Below are 26131 nucleotides of genomic sequence, written 5' to 3'. Positions count from 1 at the left end.
GGACATATGACTATTTCCGCTCAGGTCATTGATACTATCGTCGAGTGGATTGATGATAATTTGCATCAGCCGCTACGTATTGACGATATTGCGCGCCACGCCGGTTATTCGAAGTGGCATTTGCAACGACTGTTTTTACAGTATAAAGGGGAGAGTCTTGGGCGCTATATCCGCGAGCGTAAGCTGCTGCTGGCGGCCCGCGATCTGCGCGATACCGATCAGCGGGTCTACGATATTTGCCTGAAATACGGTTTTGACTCGCAGCAAACCTTTACCCGCATCTTCACCCGCACGTTTAATCAGCCGCCGGGTGCCTACCGTAAAGAAAATCACAGCCGCGCGCACTGAAAAGCGTCCGCCGGGGGAAGACCGGCGGACGCTTTTTTACCAGGCTCACATCGTCAGGCCGATTAATGAGTTCCCAGAAACAATTCTCTTAAATAATGCACTAGCGCGATGTCAGGTTCTCCATGGGCCAGCCGTGATTAGCGACTTTGCTCGCGGGAATATCATTATTTTTCAGGCGGAATAGTTGCCCCCACTTTAAGATTTTTTATCTCTTTAGCCTCAGTATTCCATAATGATTTCATTTTAAACACAAAAAATGTACACGTGTACATTTTTGTGTTATCGATCACATCTCTTTAATTTCCTGCCTTAACGTCGGTCAAACGAGATTTTAATCACATTTATGCCTGAGTTTAGTCACTAACATTCAAACCAACGCAAATGTACACGTGTACATTTAAATTAAACTGACAATCGGAGGGTATCATGGCTCAACAATACGGTGGTTTTTTACAAAGTCTGGCAACGGTTCGGGATGCAAAAACGGGGCGTCTTTCAAGCTGGGATCAAAGCGGTAAGAATCAGGATTATTGGCTAATTGGTCCCGGGGAAAGCGTAACGCTAGCAGATATTCAAGGGGCTGGCTGTATCACCCATATCTGGATGACGCAATTTTGTCGCCGCGTGCTGGGGGCGAGTGTTATTGATCCCAAAATGGGCCAATGGATTGCGCCAGTCAATGAAATTCACAATGCGTTGGGCGTGTGTTGGGAAGTGGCCGATCCCCATTATTACCGCAAAGTGCTAATTAAAATGTACTGGGACAATGCTGAAGAACCGAGTGTGGTTGTGCCCCTGGGGGACTTTTTCTGTATTGGTCACTCCATGCCCGGTAATATTAATACCCTCCCGATTAATATTTCTACCAAGCCTGAGGAACGCTATAAGTTTGGCGGCAGCGCGGCACTGAACTGTTTCTTTCCAATGCCGTTTAACACGCGCGCCGTCATCGAAATTGAAAATCAGAATGATATTCCCTATGGGCAGTATTTTTACATCGATTATGAAATGTATGCTGAAGAACACAAGGATGATATCGCGTATTTTCATGCTAACTGGAAGCGCGCTAACCCATGCAATGGCTGGGGACCCGAGTTGCAAACCAATAGCCCGGAAGTCAATATCTCAACTTTGAGCGCTGAAGGGAACTATGAAGTGCTTAATGTTGAAGGCGAGGGGCATTATGTCGGCTGTAATTTATCGGTCGCTCATTTCCAGGGAAGCTGGTGGGGGGAGGGTGACGACATGATATTTGTCGATGATGATACATGGCCGCCGAGTATACACGGTACCGGCACGGAAGATTACTTTAATCACGCCTGGGGGATGCAGGATAACGCGGGTTTATATAATGGAACAGCATTACACGAAAGCATCGTTCCCGGCTTCCAGACAAGCTATAAATTTCATATTACCGATCCTGTACATTTCAAGAAACGCATTCGCGTAACAATTGAGCATGGTCACGCCAACCATCTTTGTGATGACTGGGCCTCTACGGCTTACTGGTATCAAAAAAAGCCAGGCGCTGTCACTATCCAGCCTTTAGATGAACGTATTCCTACGACCCCTGGCGATATTGAACGTCGGGGTATTGGTAAATCAACGTGCGAATTGACCGCAGAGCAGCAAATGCAGAAGGACACGGCTAAACGGCGCTTCGAAGAGTTTATGAAAACCCGACAAATTGAAATCGAAGCCAAATTAAAAGCCACCCGAGAAAAAGAAGCCGGCAATAAGAAGCACGCGCAATTTATCGCACGCAAGGTGAAGTAATTTATTAATTCGTATCGGCCAGTGGCTGAACTGGCCGAGCTTACCTACAGGTCATCAATATGAAAAGTTTCTCAATACCCTCTGCTGAAGGCATCACGATTGAATTTTGGCTGCGCCAAAAGAAAAATAATGAACCGCTACCTCTATTAGTTATTAAAAGTGATAATCAACTGCTATATAAAATCCAGGAAGGGGCTGGTTTTTTTAATTATTATCATTATACCCACCATCAAAAGGGGGAGTTAACCTTAAGCTATGATGAAGACAGGGCAGAGATATCCCTTTTTTATTACTATGATAAAACTAACGTCTATCATCAAGGCGTTATTTACCTTATTGATAATGGCACCGGTCTGCAATGCTACCCAAAATCAAAACTGAAAGAGTGGTATACGCAAGAAACATTCAGACCTCAACTGCATTTCTCACCTTTTCAGGCCTGGATGAATGATCCAAATGGTTTGTGTAAGATAGATGACACTTATCATATGTTCTACCAGTTCAATCCAAACAGTACCGAGTGGGGCCCGATGCACTGGGGGCATGCCATCAGTAACGATTTGATTTCCTGGACGCATTTGCCGGTATTTAACCATCCCGAACATCCCCTGGCTTCTCTGGGGGCGACCGGTGGGGCTTTCTCCGGTACGACCTTTATCAATAACGAAGGCGAGGCGGAAATTTTCTATACGGAACGTCTCCCGGCCTACGATCTCTATAAGGATTATATTGAAGTACAGAAGAAGGCCGCGATTGATCGCTATGGTATTAAAGCAACGCATATCCAGACTATTCTGGAGAAAAAAATAGAATTAGTTGGCTGTGATATTCGCGATCCTAAAGTTTGGTTTGATAGCGAAACGCAGTGCTATCGAATGATCCTCGGCTCCGTTTATGACGGGAACCCGCCCGTGCTTCAATTTGTCTCACGGGACAGAGAGGAATGGGCGTTTGAAAATGTCCTGTATACGGCGCCGGGATATTTTGCTGAAAATAAAGGCCGTTGCGTTGAATGTCCGGATTTTTTCCAGCTGGGCGCTAAATGGGTACTGACTATCGGTATTGTCGGTTACCAGGAGCCAGAGACAAAGCGTCACAATCTTCTGTACGCCATTATTGGCACATTTGACAACGGCGTTTTCACTGCGGAAAGCGAGATGCAAGTGCTGGACTTCGCGACGGAGTATTATGCATTACAAACGTTCAAGGACGGCCAGCGCCAGGTTGGTATTGCATGGCTATTTAATTGGGCAATGAAAAATCCAATTAAATCATCATATAACGGTGAAATGTCTATTCCAAAAGAAATCTTCATTAACGCCAACAATAAAGTCGCTATGCGCCCCGTTAACGAACTTGAAAAATATGTTGACGAATATTGTGACGTCAAATTGAAAGCCGGTGAGGACCATTGTATCAACAAGGGAAAATCATTAAGGATCCGCTTAGAGCAGGATTTACAGCCGAACGAAGACCTCATATTGGCCGGAGATAAGGGGGAATGGCTGGCGATTTCATACCGCGATGGCTATGTGAGCATAGAAGAAACCGTCGTGAGTGAAGCGCAATACCGGGCTCGCGCAGCAGAGATAAAAAATCTCGAGATTATTTTTGATGCGGGAATTGTCGAGCTGTTTATCAATGATGGTGAAATCTGCGCAACGAAACGCAGCTATAAACTATCACACTGTAAGCAATTAAAAGTGAATACTCTTCGCGAAAAAAACATACGAATCGAAACCTTACATACAAGCTGGTAAAGCCTGGAGGATTGAAAAATGAATACCACAAGCCAAGAACGGATGTCCGTGCGTGAGCACGTGGCATACGGCTCCGGAGATATGGCCTTAAGTGTTTCAATTATTTCCGCCTCTCTCCTTATTTATACTTTTATGATCAGCGTGGTAGGGCTAACGCCGATTGATGCGGGATGGGTACTCCTCGCCGTGCGTTTGATCGATGCCATTACCGATCCTGTGATGGGGTGGTTGTCAGGTAAGGTGAAAACTCGCTGGGGCCGCTATCGTCATTGGATCGCTATCTGTTCAATTCCCTTTGGTATTTCCCTCTTTATGTTGTTCACCGTGGTTGGTGAAAGTTACAGTGCCAGGCTGGGGTGGACAACAGGGGCATATATTTTAAATAGCATTATGTTTACCATGATTGCGATCCCCTATATTTCTCTTGTCGGGGTAATGACCAACGACCCTGCTGAACGCCTGAAGGCGAATACGTTTCGTTTCCCGATGGCGAAAGCCGCCACCATTATTGTGACCACCTTTGTACCATACTATGTGACTTCTAAAGGCGTTGCCGAGGCTGGAAATGCCTATGCCCTGGCCTTTTTGGTCTTAGGGATTGCCAGCATTATTGTTCTTATGTTTTGTGCTTTTTATGTTAAAGAACGGGTTGAAATTAATAGCCCCAAAAATATTTCAACGAAGAAGCAAATTCTATCATTAATGAAAAATGACCAATGGTTGATTCTCTGTATTACTATGGTCCTGCTACTGATTGCTTTCGCCACGCGTGGTAACATTGCCTTCATTTATGGCACTGAATTTGCAAAAGCTGCAGGTGGATGGGAAATCGGTATCTTCATGGGGATGTGGTCTGCCGGCGGTATCGCTGGTGCGTTGATATCTAAATGGTTAACGGATCGCTATAATAAGCTGGCCGTATTCCGCTGGTCTCTTTATTTGTCCGCGTTAATGGCCGTTGCCATGTATTTTATCGTCGGTATCGGTGATTTATATTTGGCAATCCTCTTCTATTTCCTGTGTTGCGCCGTCTCGGAGATTAACTCGCCTATTTTATGGGCCTCTATCGCTGAGGTGGGTTTTTATGGTGAAATTAAAACTGGGGTGAATACCTCAGGCTTATCGATTGGCTTTATCTCGTTTAGCCAAAAGCTGGGAATGAGTATTTCTGGCCCTATTACGGGCTATACCCTGACCTGGATTGGATATGAAGCGGGAGCTAAATTATCTATGGAAACATTGCTGGGGCTATCGATGGCGGTAACATTTATTCCTGCCATTTTCTTTTTGATAGCCAGTTTTGTATTTAAACGCTATTTTATTGATAATGAATATTTCAGGGAGATGATCGTTAGCAATAAATTACCCACTGATAAGCTATCTCGTGAAAAAGATCGGATAGTAGATTGTTAATGACTTTTTGCTTAAGCATTCAGGTACTAGATTTTGCCGTATCTGGTACCCCGATAACAATTGTTCCGATATCTCCGTAGTGGAAAACGAACATCTTAAAGAGTATAGTAATATTAGGATCGCGGTACTCTTCAAGGCTCACCGATTGCTGCTGAGCGGTGGCAAGCAGATAAGGACCCCGTTGATGATTGGACAAATATCGGAGAGAAAGGTGCGGGTTGGTATTTTTGAGAATAGTTGTGACCCATGTCTGATTTATTTAACGACACACGTTATTGATTGAGAGGGTAGATGGAAATGGTCACAATCAAAGATATAGCGTTGGCATTGGGTATTTCACACGTCACCGTATCAAGAGCGCTTAATAACCCTGAAAAAGTTCAAGCCAAAACCAGAGAGAAGATTTTGGCCAAGGCCAAAGAGCTGCACTATGTCCCCAATGCGGCGGCAAGGGACATGAAAAAATCCCGGCTACCGGTTATTGGCGTTATCTCATTAAATATGGGAAGAAGTAGCTATGGTAGTGAAATGCTGGGTTCGATCAGTGAAAAAGCTAAGGAAACCAACTATCAGTTAATTTTTATCCATGTTGAAGATTCCTCTCCCACCGAACTGGACCTTAATTTTCTTAGAGAGAAACGAATATCAGGTCTTATTTACCTTTCGCTTGATCCTTGTGAAATTGAGTATCAGTCAATATTTGATGAGGTCAAGACCGTGTTTGTTAACTGTCATTGTGCGCGCGGTAATTATTCTAGCGTGCAGGCTGATAACGAGCAAGGATTATATAATATTGCTAATCTGGTTTTTCATCGCCCATGGTTTACCCGCAGCCTTTTTATTAATTTTGATGAAAGTTATCACGCCGCGGTTAAGCGCAAGCAGGGATATATAAAGGCGCTTAATGATAATCACATTGCGTTTTCTGCTGATGATTACTTTGTTGTTCCGGTTAGCTATGATTATGATTTCACAGTATTAGATAATGATATTCTTGGCGCTATTCAGCGTGGCGTTAATGTCATCTTTTGCGGTCGTGACGAAATTGCGCTGGAAGTATACTTTTCTTTGCAACGGCTGGGATTTTCTATTCCCCAGGACGTTTCGGTGATCGGTTTTGATAACCAGAGTATTATTTCGCAGAGAGTCTATCCTAAGCTTACTACGGTAGAGTTACCTTACCGAAATATGGTATTAAAAGGTTATGATTTAATCGTTTCGGAAGATTCACACTCCATCTGTAATGTAGCGATTAGTTGTGATCCGATCATTCGGGGTTCGTTAAAGTAGGTGGCGGGTATGAGTACAAATAAAGCGGCTTGCGCAGGCGCTTCAGCTATTTATACCCTAAAAACTTGAAAGTATGACGGGTATATTCCGATCAAAGCAGAGACCGGCTCCGTGGACTCTGCTTGCAGAGCCCATCCTGAATCTCTCTTTGTAAGCCTTGACCTGGTGACTCAGGGAGACCTGAAGCACCGTGCACCTCCATTGCCAGGGGACTGTGAAAACCGCAGGCTTCTTCGGCCAGCGGCTCTTACCCTTAACTGCGCTGCGGCTATTGCGAAAACGCGTGAAGCGATAATTTACCGGCCCCGATGACGTCGCCTGGTGAGAAGGCCAGGTCAACGGCATGCGCGACCTGACCGGCTTAGCGCTCAAGGGAAAACCAGCGACGCCAGACCCAGCGCAGCAGCAGATACTCGATGGCGCCCAGCGCTAAAAACCACAGGCAAAAGATCAGGGTATAAAGCTGGTTGAGATCCATCAGATGGAATGTCGCCACCAGCTTCTGCGCCAGCGTCAGGCCCAGCGAGGGCGCCGGCAGCAGCAGGCAGGAGAGTAAAGCCAGCAGGAGAATGCCGGCGGCGCTCATGAGCGTTTCTAGCGGATGTTTCATTATTTGTTAATCATCAGTTAAAAACATATTGTCCGGTAAAAAGAGAATCAATGCAATATGGTTTCGTACGTTATTAAAATACGCATTAAGTATTATATTTAAACATCCGCTTTCTTTTTATGTTAATTATTTTAGTAATATTTGTGATTAAGTTAATTACATTGCAATGTAAATTAACGTCATTATTAAGCCAGCGCTTTTACAAAAGTATAGGTGCTATATCCCACCAGTGTAGCGATAATAATGGCCAGCAGGATGTACAGCACCAGACGGCGTCCGCGATAGATTCCAAACATAGTAGACCTCGTTTAGTTTTGGTTTATTAATATTCTGCAATAGTTGTTTTATAGAATTAACTTACCATAAATTTTGTATTGGCGAGAGAGTAAATATTGCGCAAGCTCAAATTATCTCCCGCCTGTTTGAAATTTTTCTCATTGGCCCGGAATGATTCCAGGCTTTCCGCCTCACGGAATTTTAAGGGAGATATATTTTGACCAAAACGATCAAAACTAATAATACCACCCCCTCAGGGGATGTCGCGCCACGCCGCGCATATCAGCAGACGGTTGATGCGGTGCTGGCGCAGAAAAAAAGCCACGTCGACGGCCTCAGCGCCGCCGAGGCCGCCGAGCGTTTGAAGACCTTCGGCCCCAACGCCTTGCCGGAGAAAAAAGGCAAGCCGGCCTGGCTGCGCTTCCTTGCCCATTTTAACGACGTCCTGATTTTTGTCCTGCTGGCCGCCGCCGCGCTCACCGCGGTCATGGGCCACTGGGTCGATACGCTCGTCATCCTTGGCGTCACGGTGATCAACGCCCTGATCGGCCATATCCAGGAGAGCAACGCCGAAAAATCGCTGCAGGGCATCCGCAATATGCTCTCCAGCGACGCGCGCGTGCAGCGCAGCGGCAAGCATGAAACCATCCCGACCCGCGACCTGGTGCCGGGCGATATCGTGATACTGCGCGCGGGTGACCGCGTACCTGCCGATATGCGCCTGATTGAGAGCCATAATCTGCGGGTCGAAGAGGCGATTCTCACCGGCGAGTCGACGGTAGTGGATAAAACCACCGACGCGCTGGAAGGCGAACTGCCGCTGGGCGACCGTATCAATATGCTCTTCTCCGGCACCACCATCAGCGCCGGCGGCGGCGTTGGCGTGGTGACCGCAACCGGTCAGGAGACCGAGCTCGGCCACATCAACCAGATGATGGCGGGCATCGAGAAGCACCGCACGCCGCTGCTGGTGCAGATGGATAAGCTCGGTAAGGCGATTTTCGTTATCATCCTGGCGATGATGGCCGCGCTGTTCGTCTTCAGCCTCGCGCTGCGCGACATTCCTCTCGGCGAGCTGCTGCTCTCCCTGATTAGCCTGGCGGTGGCCGCCGTGCCGGAAGGCTTACCGGCGATTATCTCGATTATTCTCTCTCTGGGCGTACAGGCGATGGCGCGCCAGCGGGCGATTATCCGCAAGCTGCCAACGGTGGAAACCCTGGGCGCCATGACCGTGGTGTGCTCGGATAAAACCGGTACCCTGACGATGAACGAGATGACCGTCAAAGCGATCATCACCGCCGACTGCTGCTACCGCGTCGAAGGCGACAGCTACGAGCCTCAGGGTAACATCTGTCTGGAAGGCAGCAACGAGCCGGTGCAGATTAAACCGGGCAGCGTGCTGGAAACCTATCTGCGCACCATCGACCTGTGTAACGACAGCCAGATGATTCAGGACGAGCGCGGCCTGTGGGGCATTACCGGCGGGCCGACCGAAGGGGCGCTGAAGGTACTGGCGGCGAAAGCGCAGCTTGCGCCCGTCGATGCCCGCCTGGTCGCGAAAATCCCGTTCGACTCGCAGTACAAGTACATGGCGACCCACCAGAAAATGGGCGACGTCGAGCAGGTGCTGATTACCGGCGCGCCGGACGTGATTTTTGCCCTGTGCCGCCATCAGTTGAGCAAGCAGGGGGCGGTGCCGTTCGAGCCGCAGTACTGGGAAGAGGAGATGGCGCGCTTTGCCCGCCAGGGCCTGCGTATGGTCGCCGCCGCCTACAAACCGGCGAACGTCGGCAGCACCACGCTGACCCACGACGATCTGCGCGAAGGACTGGTCTTCCTCGGCATTGCCGGAATGATGGACCCGCCGCGTCCGGAAGCGATTGACGCTATCCACGCCTGCCAGAACGCGGGGATCCGCGTGAAGATGATTACCGGCGACCACCCGCAGACGGCGATGAGCATTGGCCAGATGCTGGGGATCACCAACAGCAGCCAGGCGATGACCGGCTATCAGCTGGAGCACATGGACGACGCCGAGCTGGCGAAAGCCGCCGTTGAGTACGATATCTTTGCCCGTACCAGCCCGGAGCACAAGCTGCGCCTGGTGAAAGCGCTGCAGGATAACGGCGAAGTGGTTGGCATGACCGGCGACGGCGTCAACGACGCCCCGGCGCTGCGCCAGGCCGACGTCGGGATCGCCATGGGGATTAAAGGCACCGAGGTGACCAAAGAGGCCGCCGACATGGTCCTGACCGACGACAACTTTGCCACCATCGCCAGTTCGGTCAAAGAGGGGCGTCGGGTCTACGACAACCTGAAGAAGACCATTCTGTTCATCATGCCGACCAACCTGGCGCAGGGGCTGCTGATTATCATCGCCCTGCTGGCGGGGAACATCATTCCGCTGACGCCGGTGCTGATTCTGTGGATGAACATGGCCACCTCCGCGACGCTCTCCTTCGGCCTCGCGTTTGAAGCCGCCGAGCGCAACGCCATGAACCGGCCGCCGCGTAAAACCGGCCAGCACGTTATGGACGCCTTCGCCGTCTGGCGCGTCGCTTTCGTCGGCACCATGATCGCCGTCGCCGCCTTTATGCTTGAAGCCTGGCTGGCGCCGCGCGGCCACAGTCCGGAGTTTATCCGCACCGTCCTGCTGCAGATGCTGGTCACCGCACAGTGGGTCTACATGATTAACTGCCGCAGCAGCGACAGCTTCTCGCTGAACATGGGACTGCTGCGCAACAAAGGCATCTGGCTGGTGAGCGGCGTGCTGCTGCTGATGCAGCTGGTCATCATCTACGTACCGGTGATGCAGACGATGTTTGGCACCGAAGGGCTGCCGCTGCGCTACTGGTTCATCACGCTGGTCATCGGTATCGCGATGTTCCTGGTGGTGGAAGTTGAGAAGCGCCTGACCCGTCGTTTCCGCAAAGCCGCATAGCGTGTCTGACCCGCCCGGCGTCCCTTCTCCTGAGGGGGGAGGGACGCCGCATCGTCGTAAGGAATTCCCCATGAACAAGATTATCCGCTCCGCCCTGCTGGCCTGGGGCCTGGCAGGCTACGCGCTCGCCGCCGCCGCCGCGCCGGCCGTTCCGGTGCGCGTCGCCACCGTGGAACACGCGCCGCATGCCGGTGAACGGCAAATCTCCGGCCGCGTCGAGGCCATTCACTCCGTCGATATTCGCGCCCGCACCGAAGGAAAGATTGTGCAGCGCCACTTCCAGGATGGGCAGTACGTCAACCAGGGCGATCCGCTGTTTACGCTGGATGACGCCCAGCCGAAAGCCGCACTGGCGCTGGCCCAGGCTGAACTGAAAAGCGTGCAGGCTTCGCTACGCCAGGCCCAGCAGCAGCTGAGCCGCTACCAGCAGCTGAAAAATAACCACGCAATCAGCCGCAACGACGTAGACACCGCGCAGATGCAGCGCGATGTCGCCGCCGCCGCCGTCGAGCAGGCCCGGGCGCGCATTGCCGCCCAGCAGATTACGCTCGGCTACACCCGCATTACCTCGCCGGTCACCGGGCGCGTCGGCCATAGTCCTTTTCACGTCGGCGGCCTGGTGAATCCCGCCAGCGGCGTGCTGGTCGATGTGGTCCAGCTTGATCCCATTCGCGTGGCGTTCTCGCTGGATGAGACCGCCTTTTTCGCGAAAGCGGGACAGCACACGGATATCGCCGCGCTGAAGCAGGCGTGGCTGGCGCAGGTGGATGTCGATGGACGGCGTGAAGACGGCGCCCTGACCTCCGTCGATAACCGTATTGATAGCCGCACTGCCAGCGTGGCGCTGCGCGCTGAATTTGCCAATCCGCAGCACCGTCTGCTGCCGGGCGGCAACGTCACGGTTTTCTTCCGGCCGCAGCAGCTTAAGGAGAGCCCGATGATCCCGGCCTCTGCGCTTCAGCAGGATGCGCTGGGCTTTTACTGCTGGGTACTGACGGCGGACAACACCGTGACGATGCGCCGTTTAGCGCCCGGCGGTCAGCATGGCCAGAGCTTCGTGGTGGCCGATGGTCTGAAAGCGGGGGAGCGCGTAGTGACGGAAGGCGCCCAGCGCCTGCGTGACGGCGCGGCCGTTCAGCTGCTGAGTGAATAAGGGAGAGGCGATGCTCACATTTTTTATCCGTCGCCCGCGCTTTGCGATGGTGATTGCGCTGCTGATGACCTTTGTCGGCGCGGTCTCGCTGAAGCTGATCCCGGTCGAGCAGTATCCGCAGATTACGCCGCCGGTCATCAACGTTAGCGCCAGCTGGCCGGGCGCCAGCGCGGCGGACGTGGCGGAAGCTATTGCCGCGCCGCTGGAGACCCAGCTCAACGGCGTCGATCATATGCTCTATATGGAGTCCACCAGTTCCGATGAGGGGACCTACAGCCTGAGCCTGACTTTTGCCGCCGGGACCGATGCCGATTTAGCCGCGATCGATGTGCAGAACCGCGTGTCGCAGGCGGTGGCGCAGCTGCCTGCCGACGTGCAGCAGAACGGCGTGCAGGTGCGTAAGCGGGCGACGAACCTGCTGATGGGCGTGAGTCTCTATTCGCCGCTCGGCACGCTATCTCCGCTGTTTGTCAGCAACTACGCCAGCACTCAGGTGCGCGAGGCGCTGGCGCGTCTACCCGGCGTCGGGGAAGTGCAGATGTTCGGCGCGCGCGACTACAGCATGCGCATCTGGCTGCGCCCCGACCGCATGAACGCGCTGAATATCACAACCGACGATATTGCCCAGGCGCTGCGCGAGCAGAACGTGCAGGGCGCGGCGGGGCAGGTGGGGACGCCGCCGGTATTTAACGGCCAGCAGCAGACGCTGACCATCAACGGTATCGGGCGACTCAGCGACGCCGCCGGCTTCGGGCAAATTGTGGTTCGCAGCGGCGAACGCGGCCAGCTGGTGCGCCTGTCTGACGTGGCGGCCATTGAGCTTGGCGCGCGCAGCTACAGCTCCGGCGCGCAGCTCAACGGCAAAGATTCCGCCTATCTCGGTATCTATCCGACGCCCACCGCCAACGCCCTGCAGGTCGCCACCGCGGTGCGCGCTGAGCTGACCCGGCTGCACGCGCGTTTCCCGGCGGATCTCACTTGGGAAGTGAAGTTTGATACCACCCGCTTTGTGGCGGCGACGATCAAAGAGATCGGCGTGTCGCTGGCGCTGACCCTTATGGCGGTGGTGGTGGTGGTTTCGCTGTTCCTCCAGAGCTGGCGGGCGACGCTGATTGTCGCGCTGGCGATCCCGGTGTCGCTTATTGGCACCTTTGCCGTGCTTTATGCGCTGGGCTACAGCGCCAATACCCTGAGCCTGTTCGCGATTATTCTCGCCCTGACGATGGTGGTGGATGACGCCATCGTGGTGGTGGAGAGCGTGGAAACGAAAATGGCGGAGGGACTGGATCGCGGCGCCGCGACCGCCGAGGCGCTGCGGCAAATCGCCGGGCCGGTGATCGCCACAACTCTGGTGCTGCTGGCGGTGTTTGTGCCGGTAGCGATGCTGCCGGGGATCGTCGGCGAGCTGTATCGCCAGTTTGCGGTGACCTTATCGACGGCGGTGACGCTATCGAGCGTGGTGGCGCTGACCCTGACGCCCGCGCTGTGCGCGCTGCTGCTGCGTCCGCGGCCGCAGCAGCCAGCCGCCATCTGGCGCGGTTTTAACCGCGGTCTGGATACGGTGCGCGATGGCTACGGGCGTCTGGTCGGGAGGATGAATCGTCGCCCCTGGCTGGCGCTGGCGGTGACGATGGCGGCGGCCGGGGTGGTGGTGTTTAGCTTTATCACCATGCCAAAGGGTTTTCTGCCGCAGGAAGATCAGGGCTACTTCTTTGCCAGCGTGCAGCTGCCTGAAGCCGCCTCGCTGGAGCGTACCGAAGCGGTGATGGCCCAGGCGCGCGAGCTGCTGTTGTTGAATCCGGCGGTTGAGGATGTGATTCAGGTCTCCGGTTTTAATATTCTCAACGGTACCAGCGCTTCAAACGGCGGATTTATCTCGGTGATGCTGAAGGACTGGCACCAGCGGCCGCCGCTGGAGGCGGTGATGGAAAAGGTGCAGGGCCAGCTGATGGGGCTACCGGAGGCGACGATCATGACTTTTGCGCCGCCGACGCTGCCGGGGCTGGGCAACGCCTCCGGGTTTAATTTACGCATTCTGGCCCAGGCCGGACAATCGCCGGCGGAGCTGGAGCAGGTGACGCATCAGGTGCTGCGGACGGCTAATCAGTACCCGCAGCTGAGCCGGGTATTTACCACCTGGAGCAGCAACGTGCCGCAGCTGACGCTCACCGTAGATCGCGACCAGGCGGCCCGGCTGAACGTACCGGTGGCGAGGATTTTCAGCAGCCTGCAAACCGCGTTTGGCGGCACCCGCGCCGGCGATTTCAGTATTAACAATCGTGTCTACCACGTGGTGATGCAAAACGAGATGCAGTGGCGCGAGCGGGCAGAGCAGATAAGCGAGCTGTACGTGCGCAGCGACAGCGGCGAGCGGGTTCGCCTGAGTAATCTGGTGACGATTACGCCGACGGTGGGCGCGCCGTTTATTCAGCAGTATAACCAGTTCCCGTCGGTATCGGTGAGCGGGTCGGCGGCCGAAGGCGTCAGCAGCCGGACGGCAATGGCGGTGATGGAGCAGATTTTACAAGCGAACCTGCCGCACGGTTATGATTACGCCTGGAGCGGCATCTCCTGGCAGGAGCAGCAGACCGGTAACCAGGCGGTGTGGATTGTGCTGGCGGCGGTAGCGATGGCGTGGCTGTTCCTCGTCGCCCAGTATGAGAGCTGGACGCTGCCGGCGAGCGTGATGCTGTCGGTGCTGTTCGCCATCGGCGGGTCGCTGCTGTGGCTCTGGTGGGCCGGTTACGCCAACGATGTGTACGTGCAGATAGGCCTGGTGCTGCTGATCGCGCTGGCGGCGAAAAACGCGATTTTGATCGTCGAGTTTGCCCGGGCGAAGCGCGAAGAGGGGATGTCGATCGTCGATGCCGCCCGCGAAGGGGCGACCCGCCGCTTCCGCGCGGTAATGATGACGGCGGTCTCTTTTATCATCGGGATTGTGCCGATGATGCTCGCCACCGGCGCCGGGGCGCAGAGCCGGCGGATTATCGGTACCACGGTGTTCAGCGGCATGCTGGTGGCGACGGTAATCGGCATTTTGTTTATTCCTTCGCTGTACGTGCTGTTCCAGCGGCTGCGCGAGTGGGCCCACCGCCGGATGTAGGTGGCCCGCGCCTGTCCGGGCTACAGTACTGCATATTGCCGATAACCCGTAGCCCGGGTAAGGCGTTTACGCCGCAACCCGGGGAATATGCCGCGACGTGGTATTGCTGTGGCTTCTTCCCGGCTTGCGCTGCGCTTAGCCGGGCTACCGGGCCGCAGATTGCCGGTAATCCGTAGCCAGGACAGGCGCGGCAGCGCCGCCTCCGGGAGATTTTCATGCCGCTGCGGATATGTTTCTGAAACAACGTGTCATGCAGCGATGCCCTGGCCCCCGCTGAAATCGGCGAACCGGAGGACCGAAGACAAGGGCTGGCCGCCAGGGATGGCGGACAGAGGCGAATCGAGACACGACAAAATTGCCTGGAGCAATTTTGAACAGCGCTTGCGCTGGCCCCGTAGGGGCGAGTCCCAGGGATGGGACGAGTAAGGTCGAGTTGAGCCGACCGCAGGCTGAGGTCCGGGAGGTGAGCGCAGTGCGCAGCACCGATTTCTTTGCGGGACCGCGGGGATTGTAAAGGGGGAGACGGTTTTCTCCCCCTTTACCCGTTCACGTACCACGGTGAGATATTTTCTGTGGGATAATAGTGAACGGAATCCCTCAACACCGTCCCGGAGGCGGCGCTGCCACGCCTGTCCGGGTACCCAATCTCCCTCCCTCAGGCACCGGGCCCGGAAATCCCGGGTCACGGCGTAAACGCCTTACCCGGGCTACTCCCCGCAGACGATGTTTTGCCGACTACCTGCTCTCCACCGCGATCATGGTGACGAACGGATGGTACTGCCACGGCACGCTGCCGCCTTTCTGGTACATCTTCGAAATGGTACCGTCGAGATAGAGCATCTGGCGCACGTTGAGCCTGGACTGCGCGTAGCAGGCAAAATCATAGAAATTGGTTTCGCGCGCGCTGAGCATAAAGACCACTTTGCCATCGCCGGTGATGCCCACGCCGTTACGCAGCTTGCGCGAGCTGGCGGACGGCTTCAGCCGCCAGTTGATCTTGCCGTTTTCAATCAGCATCGGCCCGGACTGCACGGCGTAGCGGATGGCCGGCGACGGCCTGAATTTATCAATGCTGACAATCCCCGCGTTTTGCCCGCGCAGATAAAACACCCCGCCGGGACGAATAAAAAAGTTGCCGCCGCCGGAAGCACGGTTAAGCGGGGTCAGCTGCCTGCCTTTCTCGATATACAGCCCCAGCGGCGCATAGGCTTTATCATAAATTCCGCCGTTCATCGCCATCTGCACCTGTCCGTTGTGGTCGATATCCGCCAGCAGGGAGCGCAGCGATCCCCAGGCTTTACCGTCCTCTTTTTGCCAGTACATCACGATGCGTTCGCGCTGCGGATCAACGGTATAGCTTTGCAGCGTCAGCGACGGGTCGGTCAGCGAGCACTTCCCGCTGGCGAAAGCGGGCAGGGATAACAGCAGCAGCGGCAGAAGAGAGAAAAAGCGCACGACAGGTTCCAGACAGACGACGAAAGCGTGAAGTATAGCGTTTTATCGCCGCTACGCCGTCCAGATTTCGCAGTGCTTTTGCACCAGCCCGATCAATGAACCGCCGTTGGCGACAAACTCGCGCATCTGCTGCGGCTCGCTGCGATCCTGCTTCGCCTGGCGCACAATCGCCTCCAGCGCGCTGCCGGCATTCAGCTTGTGGGCGCTGGGGGCCAGCCTATCCGCCAGCTGTAAAATTTCTTCGCGCAATGTTCGTTGTTCGCCGCCGTTAACATCGGTATTGATCCCATCGAGCCCGTAGCGGCAGGCCTGATAGCGGTTGAAGGGGTAGAGCAGATAATCCTCGGGCTGATGCTTAAACGGCCGCTCCGTCAGCAGCCAGCAGGCGATGATCTGAATAAACCCGGCGATATTCACCGCCTGAGCAATCGTCAGCGGCGTATCCATCACCCGGACTTCGACGGTACCAAAGCGCGGGCTGGGGCGGATATCCCAGTGCAGATCCTTCATGCTGTCGATCATGCTGGTATAGCTAAGACGGCGAAACAGACCGGTAAAAGCCTGCCAGTTATTCACCCACGGCATCGGGCCGTTATCGGGATAGGCGGCAAAAAGGTTAAGCCGCGAACAGGCAAAGCCGCTATCGGTCCCGTCGAGCCAGGGCGATGCCGCATTCAGCGCGATAAAATGCGGTACGAAGCGCGACAGGCCGTGCAGAAGATAGATGGCATCATCGCCGTTTTGACACCCCACGTGCACGTGCTGGCCGAAGATCGTCGCCTGCTTCGCCAGGTAACCAAAGTGCTCGACGGTTTTCAGGTAGCGCGGGTTATCGCTGATCTGCTGGCGCTGCCAGCTTTGAAACGGATGCGTTCCGCCGCCGCAGATTTGCACATGATGGCGGGAGGCGGCGCGCAGCACCGCCTGTTGAATCGCGCTCAGCTGCGCGGTGGCCTGGTGGATATCGCGGCAGACGCCGGTGGCGATCTCCAGCATGCTTTCGGTAATGTCATGCTTGGCCTCGCCCGCTTTCAGCGTGCCCTGAACCTCGTCAATCAGCGCGGAAGAGTCCTGGCTCAGATCGAAACCCGGCGGGTTGACGACCTGAAGCTCCAGCTCGATACCGAGGGTAAACGGCTCGGAGCGGTGAAAATCAGGTAACGGCATGGCGACTCCCTCTTTCTCTATATAAAGGAGTATATACCCTAAATAATTCGAGTTGCAGGACAAGGCATTTGTGCCTTGAACAGCGCTTGCGCTGGCCCCGTAGGGGCGAGGCCGCAGGCCGAGTAACGCGGCAAGTGAGCGAATCCCCGGGAGCTTACTTTGGTAAGTGACCGGGGTGAACGAATGCGGCCAACGCACATGCAACTTGAAGTATGACGGGTATAGAAGAGAACGCCTCAAACTGATGATTTGCCGGACATTATGAATTTAATTTATAGAAAATAACGCCACGTGATTATCCCTTTAAAAAGAAAGTAAGGCTGGTGCAATCCTGCAACAGAATTCCCGCCGGTGGTGCAAAAAGATAAGGTTATTCTATTTTTTAAATAAAATCATATAGATGATATAAGTCATTCTTATTTTATAAGCCATTTCACGCTTATTCCCCGCGCGTTCAGAACTGGTATGTATCTTGCCTGTTAAATAGCGACTTTTATTTAACAGGGACAATGTGATGCTGAAGAAAAAAATATTTTCGCGTAAATGCCATCTCGCCGTTGCTGTTAGCGGAGCATTGGCGCTGATCGCCTCTTTGCCGGCCAATGCCTCAACCCTGCGGATCGCCATGACCGCCGCCGATATCCCTTTGACCCTCGGACAGCCCGATCAGGGCTTTGAGGGCAATCGCTTCACCGGCATTCCGCTCTACGACGCCCTCGTTGAATGGGATCTCTCTCAGGGAGAAAAGCCCAGCGGCCTGGTGCCGGGGCTGGCGACCGAGTGGCACGTTGACCCGCAAAATCAAAGCCGCTGGATTTTCACCCTGCGCCCGGGCGTTAAGTTTCACGATGGTTCAACGGTCAACGCCGATGCCATCGTCTGGAACGTGGATAAGGTGCTGAATAAAGCCGCGCCGCAGTATGCCCCGGGCCAGATAGGCAACACCCTCTCACGCATGCCGACCCTGACCGGCGCGGAAAAGATTGACGACCACACCGTGGCGCTGACCACCTCCGAACCGGACGCGCTGCTGCCGTACAACCTTACCAACCTGTTTATCGTTTCGCCGACGGCGTGGCAGAAGCTGTATGACGCGGTGCCGGCAAACGCCGGCGATGCCGCCGCGCGTAGTAAGCAGGCGTGGACCGAGTTCGCCGCCCACGCGGTGGGCAGCGGTCCGTTCAAAATGGAAAAACTGGTTCCTCGCCAGCAACTGATCCTCGATAAGAACCCCGACTACTGGAACAAAGATCGCATTCCGCGAGTGGACAAAGTGGTGCTGATCCCGCTGCCGGAAGCTAACGCCCGCACGGCGGCGCTGCTCTCGAAGCAGGTGGACTGGATCGAAGCCCCGGCCCCGGACGCGGTCGATCAGATAAAAGCCCAGGGCTTTAAAATCTACGCCAACACCCAGCCGCACCTGTGGCCGTGGCAGTTCTCCTTCGAAGAGGGCTCGCCGTGGAAAGATATTCGCGTGCGCAAAGCCGCCAACCTGTGCCTGAACCGCGCGGAGCTCAAAAGCTATCTCGGCGGCTATATGACCGAAGCGACCGGCGTCTACGAGGCCGGCAGCCCGTGGCACGGTAAACCCACCTTCCAGATCAAATATGACCCGGATACCGCCCGTAAGCTGATGACCGAAGCCGGGTATAGCGCCGGGAAACCGCTGCACGTCACGGTCGCCACCTCGGCCTCCGGCTCCGGGCAGATGCAGCCGCTGCCGATGAACGAGTACATCCAGCAGAGCCTGAAAAGCTGCTTCTTTAACGTCGACATTAAGGTCAACGAATGGAACACCCTGTTTACCAACTGGCGTCTCGGGGCGAAAGATCCGTCGGCGAAAGGGATCGACGCGATCAACGTCAGCGCCGCGGTTAACGATCCCTATTTCGGCATGATCCGCTTCTCCACCGCGAAGGCCTTCCCGCCGGTGGCGACCAACTGGGGCTACTTCTCGACCCCGGAAACCGAAAAGCTGGCGGCGGCGGTGAAACATGCGTTTACCCCGGCTGAAATGGATAAAGCCGCGGGTGAACTGCACGCCGCGCTGGTCGATCAGGTGCCGTTCCTGTTCGTCGCACACGATGTCGGGCCAAGGGCGATATCGCCAGCCGTCACCGGTGTGGTACAGCCGCAAAGCTGGTTTATCGACCTCAGCCTGGTGAGCAAAAAAGAGTAATCGACACGGGAGCAAGAGATGATCAATACGCTGCTATATCGCATCCTGCTGGCCGTCCCCACCATGCTCGGGGTGGCGGTGATCTGTTTTATGCTGGTGCAGATAGCGCCGGGCGACCCGCTGGTATCGGTGATGCCGCCGGACGCTTCGGAATCGCTGCGTCAGACCTTAATGCAGGCCTACGGCTTTGATAAACCGCTGCCGCTGCAGTTTGTGCACTGGCTATGGCGGGCGCTGCACGGCGATCTGGGCATGTCGGTCGCCACCGGGCGCCCGGTCATCGATGAAGTGATGACGGCGGTCACCTACTCTCTGCGTCTGGCGCTGCTGGCGACGGCGATCGGGTTTGCGCTGGGCAGCCTGTTCGGTTTTGTCGCCGGCTACTTTCGTAACAGCATTATTGACCGTCTGGCCTCGGTGCTATCCGTGTTTGGCGTCAGCGTACCGCACTACTGGCTGGGGATGCTGCTGGTCATCGTTTTTAGCGTCAAACTCGCGCTGCTGCCGGCGACCGGCGGCGGGCCAATCGGCGAGGTGGGCTGGCAGTGGAACTGGGAACACCTGCAGTTTATGCTGCTGCCGGCCTTCACGCTGTCGGTGATCCCGACCGGCATTATCGCCCGCACCGTTCGCTCGCAGGTGGCGGACATTCTCAGCCAGGAGTTTATCGTCGGCCTGCGCGCCCGGGGGCTCAACGAGTCGCGGATCTTTCTGCACGTGGTGAAAAACGCCGCCCCGACCGCGCTGGCGGTGATGGGGCTGCAGGTCGGCTATCTGATGGGCGGCTCGATTCTGGTGGAAACCGTCTTCTCCTGGCCCGGCACCGGTCTGCTGCTGAACACCGCTATCTTCCAGCGCGATCTGCCGCTATTGCAGGGCACCATCTGGGTACTGGCGCTGTTCTTTGTCCTGCTCAATCTGCTGGTGGATATTCTGCAAACCAGTCTCGATCCGCGAATTAAGAGGAGCTGACGATGGTGGATACCGTGACGACCAAAGGCATTACCGTCTCTGCCGCGACGGTTGCCAGACAAGGCTACTGGCGCGGCGTGTTTCGCCGCCTGCTGCGCGACCCGGGCGGCGTATTCGTCGGCGCGATCATTCTCATCCTGCTGGCGCTGGCGCTGTTCGGACCCTGGCTAATCGTGAAAGATCCGTATCAAACATCGATGTTTTTACGCCTCAAACCGATTGGCGCCGACGGCTTTCCGCTGGGCTCCGATGAGCTCGGGCGCGATATGCTATCAAGGCTGATTCTCGGTACCCGGCTGTCGCTGTTTATGGGGATTGTCCCGGTGGTGTTCGCCTTTTTCATCGGCGGGGCGATCGGCATTATCGCCGGCTATGCGGGCGGTAAAACCAACACCCTGATTATGCGCACCGTGGACGTGTTTTACGCCTTTCCCTCGGTGCTGCTGGCGATCGCGCTCTCCGGCGCGCTGGGGGCGGGCATCGGTAACGCGCTGCTCTCGCTGACCCTGGTGTTCGTGCCGCAGGTGGCGCGTATCGCCGAAAGCGTCACCGCGCAGGTGCGGCATATGGACTATATCGACGCCGCCCGGGCCACCGGGGCCAGCGCGTTCACCATTATTCGCGTCCAGGTGCTGGGCAACGTGCTGGGGCCGATTTTCGTCTTCTCCACCGGCCTGATTTCGGTGTGCATGATCCTCGCCTCCGGGCTCTCTTTTCTCGGTCTCGGGGTTCGCCCGCCGGAGCCGGAATGGGGGCTGATGCTGAACACCCTGCGTACGGCGATTTATACCCAGCCGTGGGTAGCGGCGCTGCCCGGCCTGATGATTTTTATCACCTCCATTTCGTTCAATATCCTCGCGGACCGCCTGCGTGCGGCAATGGCGATTAAGGAGTAAGCGATGCAACCCTTTATCAATATCGACCTCGGCGGACCGGCGCAGCCGCTGCTGAAGGTCAACAATCTGCTGAAACATTTTCCCGCCGGCGGCGGCAAAGCGCGCGAAGTGGTGCAGGCGGTGGACGACGTCAGTTTTTCGGTGATCAAAGGCGAAACCCTCGGCGTGGTGGGGGAGTCGGGCTGCGGTAAATCCACCACCGCGCGGCTGCTGATGCAGCTGCTTAAGCAGGACAGCGGGGAGCTGATCTTCGATGGTCTGGAGGTGGGTTCATCGCGCCTGCCGATGAAAGCGTATCGCCGCCAGGTGCAGATGGTTTTCCAGGATAGCTACGCTTCGCTCAATCCGCGCATGACTATGGAAGAGAGCATTGCGTTCGGCCAGCGGGTACACGGCGTCAGCGCCAAAGAGGCCAGCGAGTACGCCCGCTATCTGCTGGCGCACGTCGGCCTTGAGCCGGAACGTTTTGCCCATCGTTATCCGCACGCGCTTTCCGGCGGCCAGCGCCAGCGGGTGAATATTGCCCGCGCGCTGGCGATGAAGCCCCGGCTGGTGATCCTCGACGAGGCCGTCTCGGCGCTGGATAAGTCGGTGGAAGCTCAGGTGCTGCAGCTGCTGCAGGAGCTGAAGCGGACGCTGGCGCTGACCTATGTGTTTATCAGCCACGATCTGCACGTGGTGCGCTGGCTGTCGGACCGCATTCTGGTGATGTATCTCGGCGAGGTGGTGGAGATTGGCCCGGCGGAGCAGCTGTTTACCGCCTCGGCCCACCCCTATACCCGGGCGCTGTTAAGCTCGATGCCGTCAATGGACCCGCACAATCGCACCTTAACCTCGCCGCTGAGCGGCGATCCGCCCAGCCCGATTTCTCCGCCCTCCGGCTGCCGCTTTCATACCCGCTGCCCGCACGCCAGAGCAGTGTGCGCCGAGGTGAAACCGACGCTCGAAAGCGTCGGCGAGGGGCACCAGAGCGCCTGCCTGATGGCGCAGCCCGCGTCGCCCTGGCATCAAAATATCGCCATTCAGGAGGTCAGCCATGTCGCATGAAGCCTACGTCCATATCCGCGACCTGCGGGTTGAGTTTCGCCGCGACGGTCAGACGGTCAACGCGGTCAACGGCGTCTCCTTTGATGTGCAAAAAGGCGAGGTGATGGCGCTGATCGGCGAGTCTGGCTCCGGGAAAAGCGTCACCCTGCGCGCCCTGATGCGGCTGCACCCGCCGAAAAGCAGCGTGCTTTCCGGTACCCTGAGGGTCGGGGAAGAGGATGTGTTGAACATGAGCGCCGGGCAGCTGCGGCGCTACCGCGGCGCGCGCTGCGCGATGATTTTCCAGGAGCCGCTGCTGGCCTTCGACCCGGTCTATACCGTGGGCCAGCAGATTGTCGAGGGGCTGCGTCGCCATGAAGGCCTGTCGCGGCAGGCGGCGCGGGAAAGGGCGCTGGAGGCGCTGCGTCAGGTGCGCATTCCGAGCCCCGAGCGGCGGCTGGATGCTTACCCGCACGAGATGTCCGGCGGGATGCGCCAGCGGGCGATGATTGCCCTCGCGTTATCCTGCAACCCGCAGCTGCTGCTGGCGGATGAGCCGACCACCGCCCTCGATGCCACGGTGCAAATCCAGATCTTGATTCTGCTGCGTGAGCAGCAAAAGCAGCGCGATCTGTCGATTATATTTGTGACCCACGATATCGGCGCGGCGGTGGAGATCGCCGACCGGGTGGCGGTGATGTACGCCGGGCGCATCGTGGAGGAGGCGTCGATCGAGGAGATTCTGTATCGTCCGCGCCATCCCTATACCCAGGTGCTGCTGGGCAGCCGGCCGAAAGAGGGGTTGAAAAAGGGCGACGCGCTGCACTGTATTCCCGGCTCGCCGCCGGATCTCTCGTGCCTGCCGCCGGGATGCGCGTTTGCCGAGCGCTGTCCGCATGCGCGCCCCGCCTGCGCGCAAAGCCAGCCGACGACCGAACCGGCCGGGCCGCGTCACGTGGTAAGTTGCCATCGCTGGCGTGAGCTGAGCCCGTCCGTTGAAAACCAGGCGCTTTACGCCTGAGGCCAGGAGGAAACCATCATGCAGGACGACATTCGCGCCTTTATGCCCTATCCGCCGCATCCGGTGGCGCATGCGCTCAGCGGGCCGCTGAGCGGCTTAACCTTTGCGGTCAAAGATCTGTTCGACGTGGCGGGCTACCCAACCGGCGGGGGCAATCCGCACCTGCTGGCGCTGTCCGGGATTAAAAACCGCACCGCGCCGGTGGTGCAAAAGCTGTTAGATAACGGCGCGCGCTTTATCGGCAAAACCCATACCAGCGAGCTGGCGTATTCGATGAGCGGGCACAACGTGCATTACGGTACCCCGCGCAACGGCGCCGCGCCGAATCATATACCCGGCGGATCGTCGTCCGGCTCGGCGTCGGCGGTATCGAACGCGGCGTGCGACTTTGCCCTCGGCAGCGATACCGGCGGCTCGGTACGCACGCCGGCGAGCTACTGCGGACTGTTTGGCCTGCGTCCAACCCACGGCCGTCTCTCCCTCGACGGCTGCCAGCCGCTGTGCGCCACCATGGACACCTGCGGCTTCTTTGCCCGCTCGCCGGAGGTCTTTTCCGCCGTCGCCGCTTGTCTGTTCGACGATGAACGCGCGGATTTCGACGGCGTGCGGCTGGCCTGCCACGATGGGCTGTTTTCCCGCCTGCCGCTGCGCAGCCAGCAGGCGCTGCTGCCGGTCCGCCAACGGCTGGCGCGCTTTTTCGGCCCGTTAGCGCCGCTCGATGCGCCGCTGCCCGACGCGGACGATATTTATCTCGCCTTCCGCCAGATTCAGGGCTACGAAGCGTGGCAGGCGCAGGGCGAAACCATTGAGCGCTATGCTCTGCAGCTAGGCCCGGACGTCCGCGAGCGCTTTTTCTGGGGCAAAGCGGTCACTCGCGCGCAGTTTGACGCCGCCTGCCAGCTGCGCGAGCGTTTTACCGCCTGGTGGGACGCGCAGCTGGGCGATGCGGTCCTGGTGATGCCGACCGTTCCCGATGGCGCGCCGCTGCTGACGGCGCAGGCCGAAGAGATAGAAGCGGTCCGGCGCCTGTCTCACGACCTGCTGTTAATTTCCGTGATGACCCAACGTCCGCAGGTGACGCTGCCGGTCGCCCAGACGGGCGGTCTGCCGCTGGGGATGTCATTTTTAGGCCCGCGCGGCAGCGATCGTCTGCTGGTCGAGCTGGCCGCCGCGTTTATGCAAGGAGACCGAAATGAGCAGTGATGTCCTTTTTACCCCGATGACCGAAACCACCGACTGCCGGGTTAACGGCGAGCGTCTGTGGGAGTCGCTGATGGCGCTGGCGGAAATCGGCGCCACGCCGAAGGGCGGCTGCTGTCGTCTGACGCTCACCGATCTCGATCGCAAGGGGCGGGATTTGGTGATTAGCTGGGCGCAGGCGGCGGGGATGCGCGTCACCGTCGATAAAATCGGCAACGTCTTTATGCGCCGGGAAGGGCGTAATCCGGCGCTGCCGCCGATTGTCTCCGGCAGCCATATTGATACCCAGCCCACCGGCGGCAAATTTGATGGCAACTACGGCGTGCTGGCGGCGCTGGAGGTGGTGCGCACCCTGAACGATCGGCATATCGAAACCGAAGCGCCAATTGAAGTGGTGTTCTGGACCAACGAAGAGGGCTCGCGCTTTGTGCCGGTGATGATGGGCTCCGGGGTGTTTGCCGGAGTATTCCCGCTGGAAACTGTCTATGCCGCGCAGGATGCGGACGGTAAAACCGTGGGCGAGGAGCTGGCGCGCATCGGCTATATCGGCAGCCAGACGCCGGGCGATCATCCGATTGGCGCCTACTTCGAAGCGCATATTGAACAGGGGCCGATTCTGGAAGATGAAGCGAAAACTATCGGTATCGTGCAGGGCGTGCTGGGGATCCGCTGGTATGACTGCGTGGTGACCGGCCAGGAGTCCCACGCCGGACCGACGCCGATGCGCCTGCGTCAGGATGCGCTGCAGGCGGCGACCCGCATTATGCAGGAGGTCGTGGCGATCGCCGGGCGCAGCGACGAGGGGCGCGGTACGGTAGGGAGGGTGCAGGTCTATCCGAACAGCCGCAACGTGGTGCCGGGAGAGGTCACTTTTTCGATTGATATGCGTAATCTCAGCGATGCGCTGGTGGATGAGATGGACCGCCAGCTGCGGGCGTTTATCGCCGTGGTTGAGCGGGAGAGCGGCCTGAAGGTGGCGCTGAAAGAGGTGAGCCACTATCCGGCGGCGCCGTTCCACCCGGATTGCCAGGCGGCGATCGCCGACGCCGCGCAGCGGCTGGGCTATCCGGCGCGGGAGATTGTCTCCGGCGCCGGGCACGACGCGGTGTATATGAGCTATCTGGCGCCAACCGGGATGATTTTTATCCCCTGCAGGGACGGGATCAGCCACAACGAAATTGAGTATGCGTCGCCGGAGCACGTTGAGGCCGGCGCGAACGTGCTGCTGCAGGTGATGCTGCAGTACGCGCGGGTGGTATAAACGGCCGCTCTCCCCGGTCGCGCTGCGCTTACCGGGGCTACGGGTTTCCAGCCGCCTGCGGGGGAGTAGCCCGGGTAAGGCGTTTACGCCGCGACCCGGGATTTTCGGGCTCGGTGTTGGAGGGTGGCAGATTGGGTAGCCCGGACAGGCGCGTCAAGCGCCGCCTCCGGGAAGGTGTGGTAGGGGTTCCGTTCACCGCTATTTCGCAGAAAATGTCTCACCGTGGTAGGTGAACGGGTAAAGGGGGAGAAAACCGTCTCCCCCTTTACAATCCCCGCGGTCCC

Annotated in this window: 18 protein-coding genes; 15 read left to right on the top strand and 3 right to left on the bottom strand. The window is 57.1% G+C overall.

Translation table 11 applies throughout. From position 1 onward, the window contains the following. Positions 1 to 6: 6 nt before the first annotated feature. From ABLU88_RS20325 to ABLU88_RS20305, 5 genes are all read left to right on the top strand, one after another. The gene (locus tag ABLU88_RS20325) at positions 7 to 348 is read left to right on the top strand and encodes a RamA family antibiotic efflux transcriptional regulator (protein WP_004848570.1); all 342 of its coding nucleotides are present in this window, start codon (positions 7 to 9) and stop codon (positions 346 to 348) included. A 426-nt stretch (positions 349 to 774) separates the two neighbouring features. Further along, positions 775 to 2124 carry a glycoside hydrolase family 172 protein gene (locus ABLU88_RS20320; RefSeq protein ID WP_032694572.1) on the top strand — a complete coding sequence of 450 codons (1350 nt, stop codon included), beginning with the start codon at positions 775 to 777 and terminating at the stop codon, positions 2122 to 2124. Between the two features lie 59 nt (positions 2125 to 2183). Next, a complete protein-coding gene (locus ABLU88_RS20315) occupies positions 2184 to 3884 on the top strand; it encodes a glycoside hydrolase family 32 protein (protein ID WP_348837754.1) in 1701 nt (566 codons plus the stop codon). Between the two features lie 18 nt (positions 3885 to 3902). Beyond that, a complete protein-coding gene (locus ABLU88_RS20310; RefSeq protein WP_116281068.1) occupies positions 3903 to 5297 on the top strand; it encodes a glycoside-pentoside-hexuronide (GPH):cation symporter in 1395 nt (464 codons plus the stop codon). A gap of 291 nt (positions 5298 to 5588) precedes the next feature. Further along, a complete protein-coding gene (locus ABLU88_RS20305; protein ID WP_025107072.1) occupies positions 5589 to 6587 on the top strand; it encodes a LacI family DNA-binding transcriptional regulator in 999 nt (332 codons plus the stop codon). A gap of 361 nt (positions 6588 to 6948) precedes the next feature. Here the strand turns inward: ABLU88_RS20305 and ABLU88_RS20300 are convergent, their stop codons facing one another. Then, positions 6949 to 7197, bottom strand: a complete 249-nt coding sequence (locus tag ABLU88_RS20300; protein WP_025107071.1) for a DUF1158 domain-containing protein — start codon at positions 7195 to 7197, stop codon at positions 6949 to 6951. Between the two features lie 493 nt (positions 7198 to 7690). On the opposite strand from ABLU88_RS20300, the gene ABLU88_RS20295 reads away from it, so the two are divergent. From ABLU88_RS20295 to ABLU88_RS20285, 3 genes are all read left to right on the top strand, one after another. Then, the gene (locus ABLU88_RS20295) at positions 7691 to 10414 is read left to right on the top strand and encodes a cation-transporting P-type ATPase (RefSeq protein WP_064405513.1); all 2724 of its coding nucleotides are present in this window, start codon (positions 7691 to 7693) and stop codon (positions 10412 to 10414) included. 70 nt (positions 10415 to 10484) lie between these two features. Then, positions 10485 to 11567, top strand: a complete 1083-nt coding sequence (locus ABLU88_RS20290) for an efflux RND transporter periplasmic adaptor subunit (protein WP_064405515.1) — start codon at positions 10485 to 10487, stop codon at positions 11565 to 11567. A 10-nt stretch (positions 11568 to 11577) separates the two neighbouring features. Next, the gene (locus tag ABLU88_RS20285; RefSeq protein ID WP_348837750.1) at positions 11578 to 14670 is read left to right on the top strand and encodes an efflux RND transporter permease subunit; all 3093 of its coding nucleotides are present in this window, start codon (positions 11578 to 11580) and stop codon (positions 14668 to 14670) included. Positions 14671 to 15405: 735 nt separating this feature from the next. Here ABLU88_RS20285 and ABLU88_RS20280 read toward each other — a convergent pair. Both ABLU88_RS20280 and ABLU88_RS20275 read right to left on the bottom strand, forming a co-directional pair. Further along, positions 15406 to 16125, bottom strand: a complete 720-nt coding sequence (locus ABLU88_RS20280; protein ID WP_014228316.1) for a phosphodiester glycosidase family protein — start codon at positions 16123 to 16125, stop codon at positions 15406 to 15408. 51 nt (positions 16126 to 16176) lie between these two features. Beyond that, the gene (locus tag ABLU88_RS20275) at positions 16177 to 17292 is read right to left on the bottom strand and encodes a YbdK family carboxylate-amine ligase (RefSeq protein WP_025107066.1); all 1116 of its coding nucleotides are present in this window, start codon (positions 17290 to 17292) and stop codon (positions 16177 to 16179) included. Between the two features lie 514 nt (positions 17293 to 17806). On the opposite strand from ABLU88_RS20275, the gene ABLU88_RS20270 reads away from it, so the two are divergent. From ABLU88_RS20270 to ABLU88_RS20240, 7 genes are read left to right on the top strand one after another with little or no spacing between them, the layout of a single operon-like run. Next, positions 17807 to 19471: an ABC transporter substrate-binding protein gene (locus ABLU88_RS20270; RefSeq protein WP_014228317.1), complete on the top strand. Its 1665-nt coding sequence runs from the start codon at positions 17807 to 17809 to the stop codon at positions 19469 to 19471. 18 nt (positions 19472 to 19489) lie between these two features. Next, the gene (locus ABLU88_RS20265; protein WP_154904431.1) at positions 19490 to 20443 is read left to right on the top strand and encodes an ABC transporter permease; all 954 of its coding nucleotides are present in this window, start codon (positions 19490 to 19492) and stop codon (positions 20441 to 20443) included. 2 nt (positions 20444 to 20445) lie between these two features. Further along, positions 20446 to 21339: an ABC transporter permease gene (locus ABLU88_RS20260; RefSeq protein ID WP_014228319.1), complete on the top strand. Its 894-nt coding sequence runs from the start codon at positions 20446 to 20448 to the stop codon at positions 21337 to 21339. 3 nt (positions 21340 to 21342) lie between these two features. Further along, a complete protein-coding gene (locus ABLU88_RS20255; protein WP_004848592.1) occupies positions 21343 to 22386 on the top strand; it encodes an ABC transporter ATP-binding protein in 1044 nt (347 codons plus the stop codon). After that, positions 22376 to 23386: an ABC transporter ATP-binding protein gene (locus ABLU88_RS20250; RefSeq protein WP_025107064.1), complete on the top strand. Its 1011-nt coding sequence runs from the start codon at positions 22376 to 22378 to the stop codon at positions 23384 to 23386. Before ABLU88_RS20255 ends, ABLU88_RS20250 begins: the two co-directional genes overlap by 11 nt. 18 nt (positions 23387 to 23404) lie before the next feature. Continuing rightward, positions 23405 to 24589 (top strand): amidase, encoded by a 1185-nt coding sequence (locus ABLU88_RS20245; RefSeq protein WP_154919348.1) that lies wholly within the window; start codon positions 23405 to 23407, stop codon positions 24587 to 24589. Then, on the top strand, positions 24579 to 25847 hold the full coding sequence (locus tag ABLU88_RS20240) for a Zn-dependent hydrolase (protein WP_049083487.1): 1269 nt from the start codon (positions 24579 to 24581) through the stop codon (positions 25845 to 25847). The genes ABLU88_RS20245 and ABLU88_RS20240 overlap by 11 nt, the downstream gene beginning before the upstream one ends. Positions 25848 to 26131: the final 284 nt, after the last annotated feature.

The sequence above is a fragment of the Klebsiella sp. GW_Kp182 genome (assembly GCF_040062275.1).
GTDB classification, from domain to species: Bacteria; Pseudomonadota; Gammaproteobacteria; order Enterobacterales; family Enterobacteriaceae; genus Klebsiella; species Klebsiella michiganensis.
Note: the sequence above shows the minus strand (reverse complement) of the source record. Positions and strands in the feature narration are given on the sequence as shown.

Excerpts from the sequence above, each read along its gene's own strand:
- ABLU88_RS20325 (WP_004848570.1), top strand. The coding sequence starts at position 7 with ATGACTATTTCCGCTCAGGTCATTGATACTATCGTCGAGTGGATTGAT.
- ABLU88_RS20320 (WP_032694572.1), top strand. The coding sequence starts at position 775 with ATGGCTCAACAATACGGTGGTTTTTTACAAAGTCTGGCAACGGTTCGG.
- ABLU88_RS20315 (WP_348837754.1), top strand. The coding sequence starts at position 2,184 with ATGAAAAGTTTCTCAATACCCTCTGCTGAAGGCATCACGATTGAATTT.
- ABLU88_RS20310 (WP_116281068.1), top strand. The coding sequence starts at position 3,903 with ATGAATACCACAAGCCAAGAACGGATGTCCGTGCGTGAGCACGTGGCA.
- ABLU88_RS20305 (WP_025107072.1), top strand. The coding sequence starts at position 5,589 with ATGGAAATGGTCACAATCAAAGATATAGCGTTGGCATTGGGTATTTCA.
- ABLU88_RS20300 (WP_025107071.1), bottom strand. The coding sequence starts at position 7,197 with ATGAAACATCCGCTAGAAACGCTCATGAGCGCCGCCGGCATTCTCCTG.
- ABLU88_RS20290 (WP_064405515.1), top strand. The coding sequence starts at position 10,485 with ATGAACAAGATTATCCGCTCCGCCCTGCTGGCCTGGGGCCTGGCAGGC.
- ABLU88_RS20285 (WP_348837750.1), top strand. The coding sequence starts at position 11,578 with ATGCTCACATTTTTTATCCGTCGCCCGCGCTTTGCGATGGTGATTGCG.
- ABLU88_RS20275 (WP_025107066.1), bottom strand. The coding sequence starts at position 17,292 with ATGCCGTTACCTGATTTTCACCGCTCCGAGCCGTTTACCCTCGGTATC.
- ABLU88_RS20270 (WP_014228317.1), top strand. The coding sequence starts at position 17,807 with ATGCTGAAGAAAAAAATATTTTCGCGTAAATGCCATCTCGCCGTTGCT.
- ABLU88_RS20265 (WP_154904431.1), top strand. The coding sequence starts at position 19,490 with ATGATCAATACGCTGCTATATCGCATCCTGCTGGCCGTCCCCACCATG.
- ABLU88_RS20260 (WP_014228319.1), top strand. The coding sequence starts at position 20,446 with ATGGTGGATACCGTGACGACCAAAGGCATTACCGTCTCTGCCGCGACG.
- ABLU88_RS20255 (WP_004848592.1), top strand. The coding sequence starts at position 21,343 with ATGCAACCCTTTATCAATATCGACCTCGGCGGACCGGCGCAGCCGCTG.
- ABLU88_RS20250 (WP_025107064.1), top strand. The coding sequence starts at position 22,376 with ATGTCGCATGAAGCCTACGTCCATATCCGCGACCTGCGGGTTGAGTTT.
- ABLU88_RS20245 (WP_154919348.1), top strand. The coding sequence starts at position 23,405 with ATGCAGGACGACATTCGCGCCTTTATGCCCTATCCGCCGCATCCGGTG.
- ABLU88_RS20240 (WP_049083487.1), top strand. The coding sequence starts at position 24,579 with ATGAGCAGTGATGTCCTTTTTACCCCGATGACCGAAACCACCGACTGC.